This window comes from Pseudomonas sp. MYb60 (assembly GCF_002979555.1).
Taxonomy (GTDB): Bacteria; Pseudomonadota; Gammaproteobacteria; order Pseudomonadales; family Pseudomonadaceae; genus Aquipseudomonas.
This window is the reverse complement of the sequence record NZ_PCOZ01000001.1, coordinates 380,396-397,401: the sequence shown is the minus strand read 5'-3', so window position 1 is coordinate 397,401 and position 17,006 is coordinate 380,396. Positions and strand designations below refer to the sequence as shown.

Here is a 17,006-nt window from a genome sequence, read left to right as displayed (position 1 = left end):
CACAAAGATCGAGGATCGCCTACCCCTGATTGTCTATTTCTGCTGCAGCTCGTCGCAACAAGCCCTCTAGCGCGGCCTTGACCGTTTGTCGGCGGACCTCGTCGCGGTTGCCAGAGAAGTGCGCAAGCTCGGCTGTCACCACATCACCCGCGCCGAACGCCAGCCATACGGTGCCGACCGGTTTGTCCGGCGAGCCGCCGTCCGGCCCCGCCACACCACTGACGGCCACGGCAAAATGCGCCAGGCTTTTTTCCTGTGCGCCGCGGACCATTGCCTCGACCACCTCCTGGCTTACCGCCCCAACGTTTGGAAACAATGTCTCCGGCACATTTAACTGGCGGGTCTTCTGGCGATTGGAATAAGTGACATAACCCGCCTCGAACCAGGCCGAACTCCCTGGAATCCGCGTGATGGCCTCGGCAATACCGCCGCCAGTGCAGGACTCGGCGGTGGTGACGTGGGCATTGAGCACCTGCAGGCGGCGACCCAGTTCGGCAGCCAGTTGAGTGATTTCCTTCACGGGTGTCTCCAAAAGCGGGCGGGGGATCATGCCTACCCTACAGGAGCAATTCGGACACGCAAGCGGCAGGCGGGCTGAAGTTGAAACCGAGCGCTGTTGCGAACTGCGAACCGCCAACTTCGCGTGTTAACCTTGCCGCCATCGCAAAATCCCAGGGCCGAATGCCCCACCTTTGCCCCACTCATTTCAACGAATTTGCCTACGACCCAATGAGTAAAACCACTTCAGACCTGTCCTCCCACACGCCAATGATGCAGCAGTACTGGCGCCTGAAAAACCAGCACCCTGATCAGTTGATGTTCTACCGCATGGGCGACTTCTACGAGATCTTCTACGAAGACGCGAAGAAGGCCGCCAAGTTGCTGGACATCACCCTGACCGCGCGCGGGCAGTCGGCGGGGCAGTCGATTCCAATGTGCGGGATTCCTTACCATTCGTTGGAAGGTTATCTGGTCAAGTTGGTGAAGCTGGGCGAGTCGGTGGTGATCTGTGAGCAGATCGGCGACCCGGCCACCAGCAAGGGGCCGGTGGAGCGTCAGGTGGTGCGCATCATTACGCCGGGCACGGTGAGCGATGAGGCGCTGCTGGACGAGCGTCGCGATAACCTGATCGCCGCCGTGTTGGGGGATGAGCGCCTGTTCGGCCTCTCGGTGCTGGACATCACCAGCGGCAACTTCAGCGTGCTGGAGATCAAGGGTTGGGAGAACCTGCTGGCGGAGCTGGAGCGTATCAATCCGGTGGAGCTGTTGATCCCGGATGATTGGCCAAAAGACCTTCCGGCCGAAAAACGCCGTGGGACCAAGCGTCGTGCGCCGTGGGATTTTGAGCGGGACTCAGCGCTGAAAAGTCTGTGCCAGCAGTTCTCGGTGCAGGACCTTAAAGGCTTCGGCTGCGAAACCCTGACCCTGGCCATCGGTGCCGCCGGTTGCCTGCTGGGTTACGCCAAGGAAACCCAGCGCACGGCCCTGCCCCATTTGCGCAGCCTGCGCCATGAGCGCCTGGACGACACCGTGGTGCTCGATGGTGCGAGCCGTCGCAACCTGGAACTGGACACCAACCTGGCCGGGGGCCGCGACAACACCCTGCAGTCGGTCGTCGACCGTTGCCAGACCGCCATGGGCAGCCGCTTGCTGACCCGTTGGCTGAACCGCCCGTTGCGGGACTTGAGCGTGCTGCAGGCACGGCAGTCGTCCATTACCTGCCTGCTGGACGCCTATCGCTTCGAAAAACTGCAGCCGCAGTTGAAGGAGATCGGCGATATCGAGCGCATCCTGGCGCGGATCGGCCTGCGTAACGCGCGTCCGCGTGACCTGGCGCGCCTGCGTGATGCCCTTGGCGCCCTGCCTCAATTGCAAGTGGCAATGACCGAACTGGATACGCCACACCTGCAACAGCTTGCCGTCACCGCTGGCACCTACCCTGAACTGGCGGCGCTGCTGGAAAAAGCCATCATCGACAACCCGCCGGCGATCATCCGTGACGGCGGCGTATTGAAGACCGGTTACGACAGCGAGCTGGACGAGCTGCAAGCCTTGAGCGAGAACGCCGGCCAATTCCTGATCGACCTGGAAGCCCGCGAAAAAGCCCGCACCGGCCTGGCCAATCTCAAGGTCGGCTACAACCGCGTCCACGGCTACTTTATCGAGCTGCCGAGCAAGCAGGCCGAGTCGGCGCCGATCGACTATCAACGTCGCCAGACCCTCAAGGGGGCTGAACGCTTTATCACGCCGGAGCTCAAAGAGTTTGAAGACAAGGCGCTGTCGGCCAAGAGCCGCGCCCTTGCCCGGGAAAAAATGCTGTATGAGGCCTTGCTCGAAGACCTGATCAGCCAACTGGCGCCGCTGCAGGACACCGCCGCCGCGCTGGCCGAACTGGACGTACTGAGCAACCTTGCCGAACGCGCCCTGAACCTAGACCTGAACTGCCCGCGTTTTGTCAGCGAACCGTGCATGCGCATCGTGCAAGGCCGCCACCCGGTGGTGGAGCAGGTTCTGACCACGCCGTTCGTCGCCAACGACCTGTCGCTGGACGACGATACCCGCATGCTGGTCATCACCGGTCCGAACATGGGTGGTAAATCCACCTACATGCGTCAGACCGCCTTGATCGTGTTGCTGGCCCATATCGGCAGTTTCGTGCCAGCGGCCAGTTGCGAGCTGTCGCTGGTGGACCGCATCTTTACCCGGATCGGCTCCAGCGATGACTTGGCCGGCGGCCGTTCGACCTTCATGGTGGAAATGAGCGAAACCGCCAATATCCTGCACAACGCCACCGAACGCAGCCTGGTGCTGATGGACGAAGTGGGACGTGGCACCAGCACCTTCGACGGTCTGTCCCTGGCATGGGCGGCAGCCGAACGTTTGGCGCACCTGCGCGCCTATACGCTGTTTGCCACCCACTATTTCGAACTGACCGTGCTGCCCGAAAGCGAGCCGCTGGTGGCCAACGTGCATCTCAATGCCACCGAGCACAACGAGCGCATCGTGTTCCTGCACCACGTGCTGCCAGGACCGGCCAGCCAGAGTTATGGCCTGGCCGTGGCGCAACTGGCCGGCGTACCCAACGAGGTGATCACCCGTGCCCGCGAGCACCTCAGCCGCCTGGAAACCACGGCCCTGCCGCATGAAAGCGTGGTTGCCAGCCCCGCCAAAACCAGCCGCAAACCTGCCGCTCCGCATCAGAGCGACCTGTTCGCCAGCCTGCCGCATCCGGTGCTGGAAGACCTGGCCAAGCTTAACCTGGACGACTTGACCCCGCGCAAAGCGCTCGAAATGTTATATGCACTGAAGACTCGGATATAACGCTGAGGCTTGCAAGCTGGTAGACTCTCGCGCGGTTTGGGATGCTGCAGGCTTTTAGCCTGGCCTGCAGACTATCGCTCCCGAACCTCGCGAGCCCTGCCACAAAGGGTTTCGCTGCCGCCGCCTGAGGAGAAAATTAGAAATGACCTTCGTCGTCACCGACAACTGCATCAAGTGCAAGTACACCGACTGCGTGGAAGTATGTCCGGTGGACTGCTTCTACGAAGGCCCGAACTTCCTGGTCATCCACCCGGACGAGTGCATTGATTGCGCCCTGTGTGAGCCTGAATGCCCGGCCGTCGCAATTTTCTCCGAGGACGAAGTCCCGGCCGGTATGGAGCAGTTCATCCAGCTGAACGTCGAGCTGGCTGAAATCTGGCCGAATATCACCGAGAAGAAAGACTCACTGCCTGATGCGGCAGAGTGGGATGGCAAAACCGGCAAGATTGCTCAGCTGGAGCGCTGACAGGTTTGCTGTGAAGAAAAAGGCCCCTTGGGGCCTTTTTTGCATTCTGGGGCGGGCATTCACTTTTCTACGGGCGAAAAAAAGGGGCGGTATGACCCGCCCACATTTTTTCCCTAGTCCCTTTATTCCTTTTCATCATCCTGATGACTCGCATCCTGCGACGTTCCTTCGAGCCATCGTTCCGTGATGGCTGTGTCAATCCGTGGACACAGGGCTGATGTTAAAGGGTTCCAAAAGAAGTTCAACGGGATGCAACGCTTGACCTGACAGGCCCAAGGCCTTGAGATGAAATAAATAATTGTTATTTTTCAAACAGATAGAAAAATCGCTCATCAATTCAAGACAGGCAAGGCGCACAAAGCAACCAAACACTTACGAAAAAGTAAGCCAATGCTTACGCGACCGACTGGGTAAAAGCGCAACCGTATTTGTAGGAGCCTGCGCGGTGTGGCGAGGGAGCGAGCTCCCCCACCTCAAAACAGCCGTTTCCCTGGATGGCGCTCAGTCGTCGCTCACGGTGATGGTCGGCATGGCGGGTGCCGTCGCTTCCTGCAGCACAATTCGGGCCCCAACATGGCGCGCCAGTTCCTGATAGATCATGGCGATCTGGCTATCAGGCTCGGCGACCACGGTAGGTTTGCCACCATCCGCCTGTTCGCGAATCAGCATCGATAAAGGTAACGAGGCCAGTAGTTCGACACCGTACTGGGTCGCGAGCTTTTCACCACCGCCCTCACCGAACAAATGCTCGGCATGGCCACAGTTGGAGCAGATGTGCACCGCCATGTTCTCCACGACGCCGAGCACCGGGATGTTGACCTTGCGGAACATCTCCACGCCTTTTTTCGCGTCGAGCAGCGCCAGGTCCTGAGGCGTGGTGACGATCACGGAGCCGGCCACCGGGACTTTCTGCGCCAGGGTCAGCTGGATATCGCCAGTGCCTGGCGGCATGTCGATCACCAGGTAGTCCAGGTCGCCCCAGGCGGTCTGGGTGACCAGTTGCAACAGGGCGCCGGAGACCATCGGCCCGCGCCACACCATCGGCGTGTTGTCATCGGTAAGAAAGGCCATGGACATGACTTCCACGCCAAGGGATTCGATCGGCACGAACCACTTCTGGTCCTTGACCTTTGGACGCGTACCTTCAGCGATACCGAACATCACGCCCTGGCTAGGGCCGTAGATATCAGCATCGAGAATACCGACACGTGCGCCCTCCCGGGCCAGGGCCAGGGCCAGGTTGGCGGCAGTGGTGGATTTGCCCACGCCGCCCTTGCCGGACGCCACGGCGACCACGTTCTTGACGTTGGCCAAGCCAGGAATCTGCGCCTGGGCCTTGTGCGGGGCGATCACGCACTGGATGTCGACCGTGGCTGAACGCACACCGTCCAGGCCTTCGATAGCCATTTGCAGCATCTGCGCCCACCCACTCTTGAACAGGCCGGCGGCATAGCCCAGCTCCAGCTGGACCGACACCTGATCACCCTGGACCTCGATGGCGCGCACACAGCCGGCACTCACCGGATCCTGGTTCAAGTAAGGGTCGGTGTACTGGCGAAGAACGGCTTCCACCGCTGCGCGATTCACGGCGCTCATGGGCTACTCCCGAAAAAAGACTGACTGAAACAGGCGGCTATCCTAACCGTTCCCGCTGCTGAGCGGCATGCTTTCGCAGGTTTGGAAGATGCTGAAACAGCGCCACGGGGTGAAATAAATTTCCCGGCGCTTTATAGTGGCCGACCTCCGTTTCATCAAGTAGCCGAGCCCCATGTCCGAGCCACGCAAGATCCTCGTCACCAGCGCCCTGCCCTATGCCAATGGTTCCATCCATCTTGGCCATATGCTTGAGTACATCCAGACCGATATGTGGGTGCGCTTCCAGAAGCATCGCGGCAATCAATGCATCTATGTCTGCGCGGACGACGCCCACGGTTCGGCCATCATGCTGCGCGCCGAAAAGGAAGGCATCACCCCGGAACAACTGATCGCCAACGTGCAGGCTGAACACAGCGCCGACTTTGCCGAGTTCCTGGTGGACTTCGACAACTTCCATTCGACCCACGCCGAAGAAAACCGTGAGCTGTCGAACCAGATCTACCTGCGCCTCAAAGACGCCGGGCACATCGCCACGCGTTCGATCACCCAGTATTTCGACCCGGAAAAGAAAATGTTCCTGGCCGACCGCTTCATCAAGGGCACCTGCCCGAAATGCGGCACCGAGGACCAGTACGGTGACAACTGCGAGAAATGCGGTGCCACGTATGCACCGACAGACTTGAAGGATCCGAAGTCGGCGATTTCCGGTGCCACCCCGGTACTGAAGGACTCCCAGCACTTCTTCTTCAAGCTCCCGGATTTCCAGCAGATGCTGCAAACCTGGACCCGCAGCGGCACCCTGCAGGACGCCGTGGCCAACAAGATCGCCGAATGGCTGGATGCCGGCCTGCAACAGTGGGACATTTCCCGCGATGCGCCGTACTTCGGTTTCGAGATCCCGGGCGAACCCGGCAAGTATTTCTACGTGTGGCTCGATGCGCCGATCGGCTACATGGCCAGCTTCAAGAACCTCTGCGAGCGCACGCCGGAGCTGGACTTCGACGCGTTCTGGGGCAAGGACTCCACCGCCGAGCTGTACCACTTCATCGGCAAGGACATCGTCAATTTCCACGCCCTGTTCTGGCCGGCGATGCTGGAAGGCTCGGGCTACCGCAAGCCGACCGGCATCAACGTGCACGGCTACCTGACGGTCAATGGCCAGAAAATGTCCAAGTCCCGTGGCACCTTTATCAAGGCGCGCACCTACCTTGACCATTTGTCCCCGGAATACCTGCGCTACTACTACGCCTCCAAGCTGGGGCGTGGCGTCGATGACCTGGACCTGAACCTGGAAGACTTCGTGCAAAAGGTCAATTCGGACCTGGTGGGCAAGGTCGTCAACATCGCCAGCCGCTGCGCCGGTTTTATCCACAAGGGCAACGCCGGTGTACTGGTGGCCGAAAATGCTGCGCCGGAACTGACCGACGCCTTCCTGGCTGCCGCGCCAAGCATTGCCGACGCCTATGAAGCCCGCGACTTCGCCCGCGCCATGCGCGAGATCATGGGCCTAGCCGACCGTGCCAACGCCTGGATCGCCGACAAGGCTCCGTGGTCGTTGAACAAGCAGGAAGGTAAGCAGGCTGAAGTCCAGGCGATCTGCGCCACCGGCGTCAACCTGTTCCGTCAGTTGGTGATCTTTCTCAAGCCAGTGTTGCCATTGCTGGCCGCCGATGCAGAGGCGTTCCTCAACGTTGCGCCGCTGACCTGGGCCGACCACGCGACCCTGCTGAGCAACCACCAACTGAACGAGTTCAAGCCGCTGATGACCCGTATTGATCCCGTGAAAGTGCAGGCCATGACCGATGCTTCGAAAGAAGACCTGGTCGCCAGCCAGACTGATACGGGCGAATCCAAGCCTGCCGGCAACGGCGAGCTGGCCAAGGACCCGCTGTCGCCGGAAATCGAGTTTGATGCCTTTGCTGCCGTAGACCTGCGTGTCGCGCTGATCATCAAGGCCGAAGCCGTGGAAGGCGCCGACAAGCTGCTGCGCCTGACCCTCGACATCGGTGACGAGCAACGCAACGTGTTCTCCGGGATCAAGAGTGCTTACCCGGACCCGTCCAAGCTCGATGGTCGCCTGACCATGATGATCGCCAACCTCAAGCCACGGAAAATGAAGTTCGGAATCTCCGAAGGCATGGTGATGGCCGCCGGCCCTGGTGGTGAAGAGATCTACCTGCTGAGCCCTGACAGCGGTGCCAAGCCGGGTCAGCGTATCAAGTAAGCCCGCGCAGTTTGTGGGTCTGGGTGTGTTTGGGGTGAGCAAGGCAAGCTCGCTCACTCCAACAAGCTCCGCTTGTTAACTGGCATGCCGATGATCACTGCATGAACCTCATCCAACGAATAGACGCGCTGTTGCCGCAGACCCAATGCGGCAAATGCGGGCACCCGGGCTGCAAGCCCTACGCCGAAGGCCTCGCGCAGGGCGAAGCCATCAACAAGTGCCCGCCTGGCGGACAGGAAACCATTGCTGGCCTCGCACGATTGCTGCGCGTGCCGGTGTTGGAACTGGACATCAGTCGAGGGGACGCCCCGGCCCAGATCGCCTATATCCGCGAAGCAGAATGCATTGGCTGCACCAAATGCATCCAGGCCTGCCCGGTGGATGCCATTCTCGGCGCCGCAAAGCTGATGCACACCGTGATTATCGACGAGTGCACCGGTTGCGACCTGTGTGTGGCGCCGTGCCCTGTCGACTGCATCGAGATGCGCCCCCTGACCCATGTAGTGCCCATCGTAGGAGGCCTGGCGAACTCTGATACCGAACGGCATGCACGTGGGCTCAAGCGCGATCGTGCCCGGCGGCGATTCGAGCAACGCCGTGCACGCCTGCAGCGCGAGGAACAACACAAGCACGCCGAACGCCTGGCCCGCGCCAAGCGTCCGGTCCCCGAGGCAGCCCCTCAGGAGGATGCCCAACAGGCAGGCATCGACGCGGCGATCAAAAAAGCCAAGGTTGGTGTTGCCATGAGTCGCGCCCAGTTGCACAAATCCTTGAAGGCCTTTGGTCACCCCCCAACCTTTGAGCAACAGTCGCAGCTGATTGTGTTGCAACAGCAATTTGAAGCCGCAGAACAAGCACTCGCCACCCTCGAAGTGCACCGTGAACCAGCAGCCCAGCTGTTGCCGGACAACAGCGCCGATATCAAGCGCGCCAAGATTCAGTTGGCGATGCGCCGCGCCGAATTGAAGCGAGCACAGGACCAGCAGTCTGATTCACAACAACTGGCGGACGCGCAGCGCAAACTTGATGAGGCGCTGCGCTTGGTGGATGCTCAAACCGCGTCCCAGGCCTGAGCCTGCGGTTGCAAACCTCGTTGAACGCCTGCAAGGAACTGTCCACCCCATGAATGCCGCAAAACGCCTGGAAATTTTTCGCAGGCTTCACGCAGACAATCCGGAACCCAAGACCGAACTGGCCTACTCGACACCGTTCGAATTGCTGATTGCGGTGATTCTCTCGGCCCAGTCCACGGACGTCGGCGTCAATAAGGCAACGGCCAGGCTCTACCCCGTGGCCAATACGCCGGAGGCAATCCACGCCCTGGGTGTGGAGGGTTTGTCGGAATACATCAAGACCATCGGTTTGTATAACAGCAAGGCCAAGAACGTTATCGAAACGTGTCGCCTGCTGGTGGAATTACATGGCGGTGAAGTACCCCAGTCCCGCGAGGCACTGGAGGCGCTGCCGGGCGTGGGTCGCAAGACGGCGAATGTGGTGCTCAATACGGCTTTCCGGCAACTGACCATGGCCGTCGACACGCATATTTTCCGGGTCAGCAACCGGACGGGCATTGCTCCCGGGAAAAATGTGGTGGAGGTAGAGAAACAGCTGATGAAGTTCGTTCCCAAGCCCTACCTGCTCGACTCCCACCATTGGTTGATCCTGCTGGGACGCTACGTTTGCCAGGCGCGCAAGCCGCGATGCGGCAGTTGCCTCATTGAAGACCTGTGCGAATACAAGGCCAAGACGTCCGACGATTGAGGGTTTATTGATTTTCTCCATCCGTCGATTGAAAAAATCTTTTTTACCCATTCATGGATTATCGTTATAAGGAGCGCCAACGGCAGTCTTAGCCCGGAGTGAACCTTATGAGCACTGGCAAAGAACAACTGGAAGTAGATGACGACCTCGTTGAGTCGGATGACGATGGGGCAGAAGCACCTGTTGCCGAGGTAGCCAAGACGAATCTCAGCAAACGCCGCACCATCGATAATCTTCTGGAAGAGCGACGCTTGCAAAAACAACTGGCCGATTACGACTTCGATCTCTGATCACAGGGTTGACGGTCGGAAGCCCCCCTGACGGAGGCTTTTTTTCTGCCGACAGCCTGGCATGTCGGCGGGGCTACCCTCCTCTACACCAGGCCATTACGCTGGGCCAATTCAATCAGATCCACCAGGGACCTGGCGTTGAGCTTGAGTAACAGGCGCGTCTTGTAGGTGCTGACGGTCTTGTTGCTCAAGAACATTCCGTCCGCGATCTCCTTGTTGGTCTTGCCCTTGGCCAGTTGCTGCAACACCATCATCTCGCGCCCCGATAAACGCTCGACCATGTCGGCTTCACTGGCATTGCCCATGGTTGAACGCACCGAATTGAGTGCCTGATTCGGGAAATAGCTGTATCCCGAAAGCACGGCCTTGATCGCACTGAGCAATTCGGTCAGGTCCTGCTGCTTGCACACGTAACCAGCGGCCCCCGCCTGCATGCAGCGCATGGAGAAATGCCCGGGGGCCTGTGAGGTCAACACCAGCACCTTGAACGGCGCGGGTTGTTTGGTGGACGACAGCCGGCAAATAACTTCCAGGCCGTCAAGTTTGGGAATACCAATATCCAGTATGACAATGTCCGGCATATGCTCCCGTGCAAGTTGCAGCGCATCGACTCCGTTATCGGTCTCGGCAACGACCTCATAACCATGACGCTCCATTAGCATACGCACAGCAAGACGAATGACGGGATGATCATCCACGATCAGCACTTTATTCATGAGAAAGTCCAATTTCGCTGTTCGAATTATTTAGAGCAAGCACAATAGCCTAGTCGTTTACCGGTTGGCATAGCATTCCCCCCCAAGCAACAGCAAGCAGAGACCCAACCCACAACGATAAGAGAAATAACCTACAAAAAAACACCAGCTCAGATGTATCGAGTTTTATGGCGGCTTTCAGAACTTTCCTGCGCTGGACATAATCTGTGTGAAATCTCCGCGGGCTGTACCAGAGCGGGTAATCGTAACGCACATTCCTTTCAGGAAATGTCCCTTGCTTCCCGGCCGCTACGGTAAAAAGCGACAGGGAAACGTCAACTGATTCAGTTCCATTAAACATATTTATTTACGCCCAAAATTCCTACAGACTATTCAGCGTCTTACATCCTCGCTGTACTGGCATGAGTGAATTTTCTGTAAGAGCAGTTCCTGTTGTGCTGTAAAAAATTCATTGCGCTATAAAACCCAATCACTTGCGGCACACAAGTAGCGCCTTGAAAAACCTCTACACTGCAAAACATCCACACATGTTTAACAACTTTAAACATTACAATCCGGACTAATTTAACCGGGCAAAAAAAATGGCCCCTTGAACAAGGGGCCATCTTTCACAACGGGCGGAACACTCAGAACAACGAGCGACCCTTGTTGGCGGCAATGCGCATGCGCAGTGCGTTCAACTTGATAAAGCCCGCTGCGTCCGCCTGGTTGTAGGCGCCGCCATCTTCTTCGAAGGTGGCGATATTCGCATCGAACAGCGACTCGTCGGATTTACGACCGGTCACGATCACGTTGCCTTTGTACAGCTTCAGGCGCACAACGCCATTCACGTGCACCTGGGAAGCGTCGATCATCTGTTGCAGCATCAGACGCTCAGGACTCCACCAGTAGCCGGTGTAGATCAGGCTGGCGTACTTGGGCATCAGCTCGTCTTTGAGGTGAGCCACTTCGCGGTCCAGGGTGATGGACTCGATCGCGCGGTGGGCACGCAGCATGATGGTGCCGCCCGGGGTTTCGTAGCAGCCACGGGACTTCATGCCCACGTAACGGTTCTCGACGATGTCGAGACGACCGATACCGTGCTCGCCACCGATACGGTTCAGGGTCGCCAGCACGGTGGCCGGGGTCATTTCGACGCCGTCCAGCGCGACGATGTCGCCGTTGCGGTAGGTCAGTTCCAGGTACTGTGGTTTGTCGGGCGCGTTCTCCGGGGAGACGGTCCATTTCCACATGTCTTCTTCGTGCTCGGTCCAGGTGTCTTCCAGCACGCCGCCTTCATAGGAGATGTGCAGCAAGTTGGCGTCCATCGAGTACGGGGACTTCTTCTTGCCGTGACGCTCGATCGGGATTGCGTGCTTTTCAGCGTAATCCATCAGCTTTTCACGGGACAGCAGGTCCCATTCGCGCCAAGGGGCAATCACCTTCACGCCTGGCTTGAGCGCATAGGCACCCAGTTCGAAACGTACCTGGTCGTTGCCTTTGCCGGTAGCGCCATGGGAAATGGCGTCAGCCCCGGTCTCGTTGGCGATTTCAATCAAACGCTTGGCGATCAGCGGACGTGCGATGGAGGTACCCAGCAGGTACTCGCCTTCGTAGACGGTGTTGGCGCGAAACATCGGGAAAACGAAATCGCGGACGAACTCTTCGCGCAGGTCGTCAATGTAGATCTCTTTCACGCCCATGGCTTGCGCCTTGGCACGTGCAGGTTCGACCTCTTCGCCCTGACCCAGGTCAGCGGTGAAGGTCACCACTTCACAGTTATAAGTATCCTGCAGCCACTTGAGGATCACCGAAGTGTCCAGGCCGCCGGAATACGCGAGAACGACCTTGTTTACGTCGGCCATGCCATCACTCCACGGGGTTGTACGGAAAGCCGTCGATTCTACCGACCAAAACCGTGAATTTACAGGGGCGCGACAGCAAATGAAGATAAAGCGACAGATTATGTCGAACGAGCGACCGATGGTCGCGCGTTAAGAGGTCGCCGCCGGGTTGCTTGGGCCGGTTGCCTGGGGCGCCGCTTTCTCGGGAGCCGCCACGCGCTCAAGTTGGATGCTGACACGGCGGTTGCGCGCGCGGTTGGCGGCATTGGTGTTGGGGGCCAGCGGGTAGCTTTCGCCATGGAAACGCATCGTGATCTGCGACTCCTGGATGCCATTGGCCTTGAAATACTCCATGACCGCCAGGGCACGGCGGCGTGACACATCCCGATTGGTCAAGCGGTTGCCGCTGTTGTCCGAGTGGCCATTCAACTCGATATGGTTGACGCTCGGATCGGCCTTCATGAACTCGAGAATGACTGCCAACCGCTGCTTGGCGGCCGCGTCCAACTCGATGCCACCGCCTGGAAAACCCACCACCGTCTGTTTGACCTGATCGTAATTCATCGGCAGCAGTTTGGCGGTGCACAGCTGATAGTCGCTGTAGGCCTTGTTGAATTTTACCGGGAGCAGGCGAATTTCCGAGTACCCCCCCTCACGCCCGTAATGCCGGACTGTCGGTGAGCGCCCTTCCAGCAAGCCGTTGAACAGGCGCCCTGCCTGCGCCTGGGAGCTGTTGAACAGCACATCGCCACTACCGGCACGCACAGCACCGAGGTTGATATCGCCGCGGCCCGGCTGCCAGGGCGCGGCGGCGGCCAACAAGGTTGCCGAGCCAGCTCCGAGCGAGCCGTTATAGGCTTTGAGACGAAAGGTGGCCTGCTCGCCAGCCCGGCGCACGAACTCGCCCGAACCGAAATCGGCGATCGGTTGGGTCAGGCGGCATTCGAATTTGTCGCCTTCCACCTTCCACTCAATATTCTCCAGGCGTGTCTGGAACGTGAGGGCCATCGCAGGCAGGCTGGCGAACACACTGAGCAGGGCTAGATAATGCTGGCGCACGGGAGGCTCCACTGGTTTCTACAACACTTCAAAGCGTCATACATCGATAAGGCATACAAAAGGCTATCGGATGCATCCTGCAAAACTTGATAGCGAGTGCCTGCAAGAGTCTTTTCCGGTAGCATTCGCCCCAGATTGACCCGCCTGGAATCCCCAATGTCCGACCGCCTGACCCTGCTGCGTCCCGACGACTGGCATATTCATCTTCGCGATGGTGCTGCGTTACCCCAAACCGTGGCCGATGTAGCGCGCACGTTTGGCCGCGCCATTATCATGCCTAACCTGGTACCTCCGGTGCGCAACGCCGCTGAAGCCGATGCCTATCGCCAGCGGATCCTCGCTGCGCGGCCGGCCGGCAGCCGCTTCGAACCGTTGATGGTGCTCTACCTCACCGACCGCACCCAGCCCGAAGAAATTCGTGAAGCCAAGGCCAGCGGCTACGTGCACGCCGCCAAGCTGTACCCGGCCGGCGCGACCACCAACTCCGACTCCGGCGTGACCAGCATCGACAAGATCCTGCCCGCCATCGAAGCCATGGCCGAAGTCGGTATGCCACTGTTGATCCACGGTGAAGTCACCCGTGGCGACGTGGACGTGTTCGACCGCGAGAAGATCTTCATCGACGAGCACATGCGCCGTGTGGTGGAGTTGTTCCCGACGCTCAAGGTGGTGTTCGAGCACATCACCACGGCCGATGCCGTGCAGTTCGTCACCGAGGCCTCGGCCAACGTGGGCGCGACCATCACCGCGCACCACCTGCTGTACAACCGCAACCACATGCTGGTGGGCGGGATCCGGCCGCACTTCTACTGCTTGCCGATCCTCAAGCGCAACACCCACCAGGTGGCTTTGCTGGATGCCGCCACCAGCGGCAACCCGAAGTTCTTCCTCGGCACCGACTCGGCGCCCCACGCCCAGCACGCCAAGGAAGCTGCGTGCGGCTGTGCCGGTTGCTACACCGCCTACGCGGCAATCGAGCTGTACGCCGAAGCCTTCGAGCAGCGCAACGCCCTGGACAAACTCGAAGGTTTCGCCAGCCTCCACGGCCCGCGTTTCTACGGCCTGCCGGCGAATACCGACCGCATCACCCTGGTTCGTGAAGACTGGACCGCCCCTGCCAGCCTGCCTTTTGGCGAGCTGACCGTCATCCCGCTGCGCGCCGGTGAAACACTGCGCTGGCGCCTGCTGGAGGAAAGCAAGTGAGTGAAGACCATTACGACGACGAACACGAGCACAGTGGCGGCGGCGGTTCCCGTCATCCGATGGCCGAGCGGTTTCGCGGTTATCTGCCGGTTGTCATCGACGTAGAAACCGGTGGTTTCAATTGCGCCACCGACGCACTGCTGGAAATTGCCGCAACCACCATCGGCATGGATGAACAGGGCTTCGTCTACCCCGACCACACCCACTTCTTCCGCGTCGAACCGTTTGAAGGTGCGAATATCGAAGCAGCGGCCCTGGAGTTCACCGGGATCAAGCTCGATCACCCACTGCGCATGGCGGTGAGTGAAGAAGCGGCGCTGACCGATATCTTCCGGGGTGTGCGCAAAGCGTTGAAGGCCAATGGCTGCAAACGCGCGATCCTGGTCGGCCACAACAGCAGCTTCGACCTGGGCTTCCTGAACGCCGCCGTGGCGCGACTGGACATGAAGCGCAACCCGTTTCACCCCTTCTCCAGCTTTGACACCGCGACCCTGGCTGGCCTGGCTTACGGTCAAACCGTTTTGGCCAAGGCCTGCCAGGCAGCCGGCATCGACTTTGACGGTCGTGAGGCCCACTCGGCCCGCTACGACACCGAAAAGACGGCCGAGCTGTTCTGCGGCATCGTCAACCGCTGGAAGCAGATGGGCGGTTGGGAAGATTTCGGCGACTAGGGTCGTTTCCCACGCATAAAAAAACCGGCCTTTACAGGCCGGTTTTTTTGTACCTCGAACCTGGCTTACAGCTTGCCAGCGTTCTCGGTCAGGTAAGCCGCGACACCTTCTGGCGAAGCGTTCATGCCTTTGTCGCCTTTTTTCCAGTTGGCAGGGCAGACTTCACCGTGCTCTTCGTGGAATTGCAGGGCGTCAACCAGACGGATCAGCTCTTCCATGTTACGACCCAGCGGCAGGTCGTTGACGATCTGGGAGCGAACCACGCCTTTGTCGTCGATCAGGAACGCGCCACGGAAAGCCACGCCGCCTTCGGACTCAACGTCGTAGGCCTTGGCAATTTCGTGTTTCAGGTCGGCAGCCATGGTGTATTTGACTTTGCCGATGCCGCCATCGTTGATGGCGGTGTTGCGCCAGGCGTTGTGAGTGAAATGGGAGTCGATGGAGACAGCGACCACTTCAACGTTGCGCGCCTTGAAATCGTCCATGCGGTGATCCAGAGCGATCAGCTCCGAAGGGCAGACGAAGGTGAAGTCCAGCGGGTAGAAGAACACCAGGCCGTATTTGCCTTTGATGGCTTCGGACAGTTTGAAGCTGTCTACGATTTCGCCATTGCCGAGGACGGCGGGTACGTCGAAATCCGGGGCTTGTTTGCCGACGAGTACGCTCATTGGGTATCTCCTGATGTGAGGGTGACGATTGAAGTAAAAGGACCGGCCCTGAGTCTGCCGCCGTAAAGCGACAGCCCCGTGACGCAGTCACGCTTCGTGAAGACTGACCATCATACACTGAAAAAACCGTTCGTCAGCGCAGGGTCAGTTCGGGTCGATACCCTGCGAATCTACTTTGACAATCATTCTCGTTAACATTAAGATCCATCGCACTTAAGCCCTAAACCCGCGACGGTTCTCCCTTATGTATGTGTGTCTTTGTACCGGCGTCACCGACGGACAAATCCGCGAAGCAATCTACGAAGGTTGCTGCAGCTACAAGGAAGTGCGTGAAACCACCGGCGTTGCCAGCCAGTGCGGTAAATGTGCTTGCCTCGCCAAGCAAGTAGTACGGGAAACCCTGACGCAGCTGCAGACAGCCCAGGCCGCGCTCCCCTATTCAGCAGAATTTACACACGCCTGATTGGGCGTGTTTTAAAGAACCGGACTTCGTGTCCGGTTTTTTTATGCCTGTAATTCAATTAGTTAGCGTCAAGACGCGGAACACAAACATTCTTATTCCGATTAATTTTCATTTATTATTCAATAACTTAGGTTTGACACTAAGGTTATCGCCGCTCAAACTCCGCTTTATACACAGCGATTACAGGGCAGGACCCCAGTCATGAAAGGCGACATCTCAGTCATCCAGCAACTCAACAAAATCCTTGCCAATGAACTGGTCGCGATCAATCAGTACTTTCTGCATGCGCGCATGTACGACGATTGGGGCCTGGAAAAGCTCGGCAAGCGTGAATACAAAGAATCCATCAAGGCCATGAAGGACGCCGATGCGCTGATCAAGCGCATCCTGTTCCTGGAAGGCCTGCCGAACGTGCAGGACCTGGGCAAGCTGAACATCGGCGAGCACACCCAGGAAATGCTCAGCAGCGACCTGGGCTTTGAGCGCAAAAGCCACAGCGACCTCAAGGCCGCCATCGCTCACTGCGAAACCAAAGGCGACTTCGGCAGCCGTGAACTGCTGGAAGATATCCTCGAAGACCAGGAAGAACACATCGACTGGCTGGAAACCCAACTGGGCCTGATCGACAAAGTCAGCCTGGAAAATTATCTGCAATCGCAGATGGGTGAATAAGCCACCTTATTGCGGGAGCGCTTACTCGCTCCTGCAGAACCATAAAAAAGCCCCGCTCTCCTTCGAGAAGCGG

Annotated in this window: 16 protein-coding genes; 10 read left to right on the top strand and 6 right to left on the bottom strand. The window is 58.8% G+C overall.

The annotated features are described in order from the left end of the window. Window positions 1-19: 19 nt before the first annotated feature. Window positions 20-520 (bottom strand): CinA family protein, encoded by a 501-nt coding sequence (locus CQ041_RS01795; RefSeq protein ID WP_105520659.1) that lies wholly within the window; start codon window positions 518-520, stop codon window positions 20-22. Window positions 521-729: 209 nt separating this feature from the next. On the opposite strand from CQ041_RS01795, the gene mutS reads away from it, so the two are divergent. Both mutS and fdxA read left to right on the top strand, forming a co-directional pair. Continuing rightward, window positions 730-3,321, top strand: a complete 2,592-nt coding sequence (gene mutS, locus CQ041_RS01790) for a DNA mismatch repair protein MutS (protein ID WP_105520660.1) — start codon at window positions 730-732, stop codon at window positions 3,319-3,321. Between the two features lie 142 nt (window positions 3,322-3,463). After that, a complete protein-coding gene (fdxA, locus tag CQ041_RS01785; protein WP_105520661.1) occupies window positions 3,464-3,787 on the top strand; it encodes a ferredoxin FdxA in 324 nt (107 codons plus the stop codon). A gap of 501 nt (window positions 3,788-4,288) precedes the next feature. Here the strand turns inward: fdxA and apbC are convergent. After that, a complete protein-coding gene (gene apbC / locus CQ041_RS01780; RefSeq protein WP_105520662.1) occupies window positions 4,289-5,383 on the bottom strand; it encodes an iron-sulfur cluster carrier protein ApbC in 1,095 nt (364 codons plus the stop codon). Window positions 5,384-5,555: 172 nt separating this feature from the next. Between apbC and metG the strand changes: the two genes are divergently transcribed. From metG to CQ041_RS01760, 4 genes are all read left to right on the top strand, one after another. Beyond that, complete coding sequence (gene metG, locus CQ041_RS01775; RefSeq protein WP_105520663.1) at window positions 5,556-7,607, top strand: methionine--tRNA ligase; 2,052 nt, start codon at window positions 5,556-5,558, stop codon at window positions 7,605-7,607. Between the two features lie 101 nt (window positions 7,608-7,708). Next, window positions 7,709-8,680 carry an electron transport complex subunit RsxB gene (gene rsxB, locus CQ041_RS01770; protein ID WP_105520664.1) on the top strand — a complete coding sequence of 324 codons (972 nt, stop codon included), beginning with the start codon at window positions 7,709-7,711 and terminating at the stop codon, window positions 8,678-8,680. Window positions 8,681-8,729: 49 nt separating this feature from the next. Beyond that, window positions 8,730-9,368, top strand: coding sequence for an endonuclease III (gene nth, locus CQ041_RS01765; RefSeq protein ID WP_105520665.1), 639 nt, complete (start codon window positions 8,730-8,732; stop codon window positions 9,366-9,368). A 107-nt stretch (window positions 9,369-9,475) separates the two neighbouring features. Then, window positions 9,476-9,658: a PA3496 family putative envelope integrity protein gene (locus CQ041_RS01760; protein ID WP_105520666.1), complete on the top strand. Its 183-nt coding sequence runs from the start codon at window positions 9,476-9,478 to the stop codon at window positions 9,656-9,658. A gap of 83 nt (window positions 9,659-9,741) precedes the next feature. Here CQ041_RS01760 and CQ041_RS01755 read toward each other — a convergent pair whose 3' ends face one another. The 3 genes from CQ041_RS01755 to CQ041_RS01745 all read right to left on the bottom strand — a co-directional run bounded on the left by CQ041_RS01755 (window position 9,742) and on the right by CQ041_RS01745 (window position 13,256). After that, window positions 9,742-10,374: a response regulator transcription factor gene (locus CQ041_RS01755; RefSeq protein ID WP_105520667.1), complete on the bottom strand. Its 633-nt coding sequence runs from the start codon at window positions 10,372-10,374 to the stop codon at window positions 9,742-9,744. 626 nt (window positions 10,375-11,000) lie between these two features. Beyond that, window positions 11,001-12,218, bottom strand: coding sequence for an argininosuccinate synthase (locus tag CQ041_RS01750; protein WP_010212738.1), 1,218 nt, complete (start codon window positions 12,216-12,218; stop codon window positions 11,001-11,003). A 129-nt stretch (window positions 12,219-12,347) separates the two neighbouring features. Then, window positions 12,348-13,256, bottom strand: coding sequence for an OmpA family protein (locus CQ041_RS01745; protein ID WP_105520668.1), 909 nt, complete (start codon window positions 13,254-13,256; stop codon window positions 12,348-12,350). A 156-nt stretch (window positions 13,257-13,412) separates the two neighbouring features. Here CQ041_RS01745 and pyrC point away from each other — a divergent pair, with 156 nt between their 5' ends. Further along, entirely contained in the window at window positions 13,413-14,459 is a 1,047-nt protein-coding gene (pyrC, locus tag CQ041_RS01740) for a dihydroorotase (RefSeq protein WP_105520669.1), read from the top strand. Further along, window positions 14,456-15,130, top strand: a complete 675-nt coding sequence (gene rnt, locus CQ041_RS01735) for a ribonuclease T (RefSeq protein ID WP_105520670.1) — start codon at window positions 14,456-14,458, stop codon at window positions 15,128-15,130. Before pyrC ends, rnt begins: the two co-directional genes overlap by 4 nt. 65 nt (window positions 15,131-15,195) lie before the next feature. Here rnt and CQ041_RS01730 read toward each other — a convergent pair whose 3' ends face one another. Continuing rightward, window positions 15,196-15,798 (bottom strand): peroxiredoxin, encoded by a 603-nt coding sequence (locus CQ041_RS01730; RefSeq protein ID WP_071487543.1) that lies wholly within the window; start codon window positions 15,796-15,798, stop codon window positions 15,196-15,198. Window positions 15,799-16,042: 244 nt separating this feature from the next. Between CQ041_RS01730 and CQ041_RS01725 the strand changes: the two genes are divergently transcribed. Both CQ041_RS01725 and bfr read left to right on the top strand, forming a co-directional pair. After that, window positions 16,043-16,261 (top strand): bacterioferritin-associated ferredoxin, encoded by a 219-nt coding sequence (locus tag CQ041_RS01725; protein ID WP_010564137.1) that lies wholly within the window; start codon window positions 16,043-16,045, stop codon window positions 16,259-16,261. A 201-nt stretch (window positions 16,262-16,462) separates the two neighbouring features. Continuing rightward, window positions 16,463-16,933 (top strand): bacterioferritin, encoded by a 471-nt coding sequence (gene bfr, locus CQ041_RS01720; protein WP_043048827.1) that lies wholly within the window; start codon window positions 16,463-16,465, stop codon window positions 16,931-16,933. Window positions 16,934-17,006: the final 73 nt, after the last annotated feature.

Bases quoted from the DNA above. Each gene is read 5' to 3' on its own strand.
- mutS (WP_105520660.1), top strand. From the start codon at position 730: ATGAGTAAAACCACTTCAGACCTGTCCTCCCACACGCCAATGATGCAG.
- fdxA (WP_105520661.1), top strand. From the start codon at position 3,464: ATGACCTTCGTCGTCACCGACAACTGCATCAAGTGCAAGTACACCGAC.
- apbC (WP_105520662.1), bottom strand. From the start codon at position 5,383: ATGAGCGCCGTGAATCGCGCAGCGGTGGAAGCCGTTCTTCGCCAGTAC.
- metG (WP_105520663.1), top strand. From the start codon at position 5,556: ATGTCCGAGCCACGCAAGATCCTCGTCACCAGCGCCCTGCCCTATGCC.
- rsxB (WP_105520664.1), top strand. From the start codon at position 7,709: ATGAACCTCATCCAACGAATAGACGCGCTGTTGCCGCAGACCCAATGC.
- nth (WP_105520665.1), top strand. From the start codon at position 8,730: ATGAATGCCGCAAAACGCCTGGAAATTTTTCGCAGGCTTCACGCAGAC.
- CQ041_RS01760 (WP_105520666.1), top strand. From the start codon at position 9,476: ATGAGCACTGGCAAAGAACAACTGGAAGTAGATGACGACCTCGTTGAG.
- CQ041_RS01755 (WP_105520667.1), bottom strand. From the start codon at position 10,374: ATGAATAAAGTGCTGATCGTGGATGATCATCCCGTCATTCGTCTTGCT.
- CQ041_RS01750 (WP_010212738.1), bottom strand. From the start codon at position 12,218: ATGGCCGACGTAAACAAGGTCGTTCTCGCGTATTCCGGCGGCCTGGAC.
- pyrC (WP_105520669.1), top strand. From the start codon at position 13,413: ATGTCCGACCGCCTGACCCTGCTGCGTCCCGACGACTGGCATATTCAT.
- CQ041_RS01730 (WP_071487543.1), bottom strand. From the start codon at position 15,798: ATGAGCGTACTCGTCGGCAAACAAGCCCCGGATTTCGACGTACCCGCC.
- CQ041_RS01725 (WP_010564137.1), top strand. From the start codon at position 16,043: ATGTATGTGTGTCTTTGTACCGGCGTCACCGACGGACAAATCCGCGAA.
- bfr (WP_043048827.1), top strand. From the start codon at position 16,463: ATGAAAGGCGACATCTCAGTCATCCAGCAACTCAACAAAATCCTTGCC.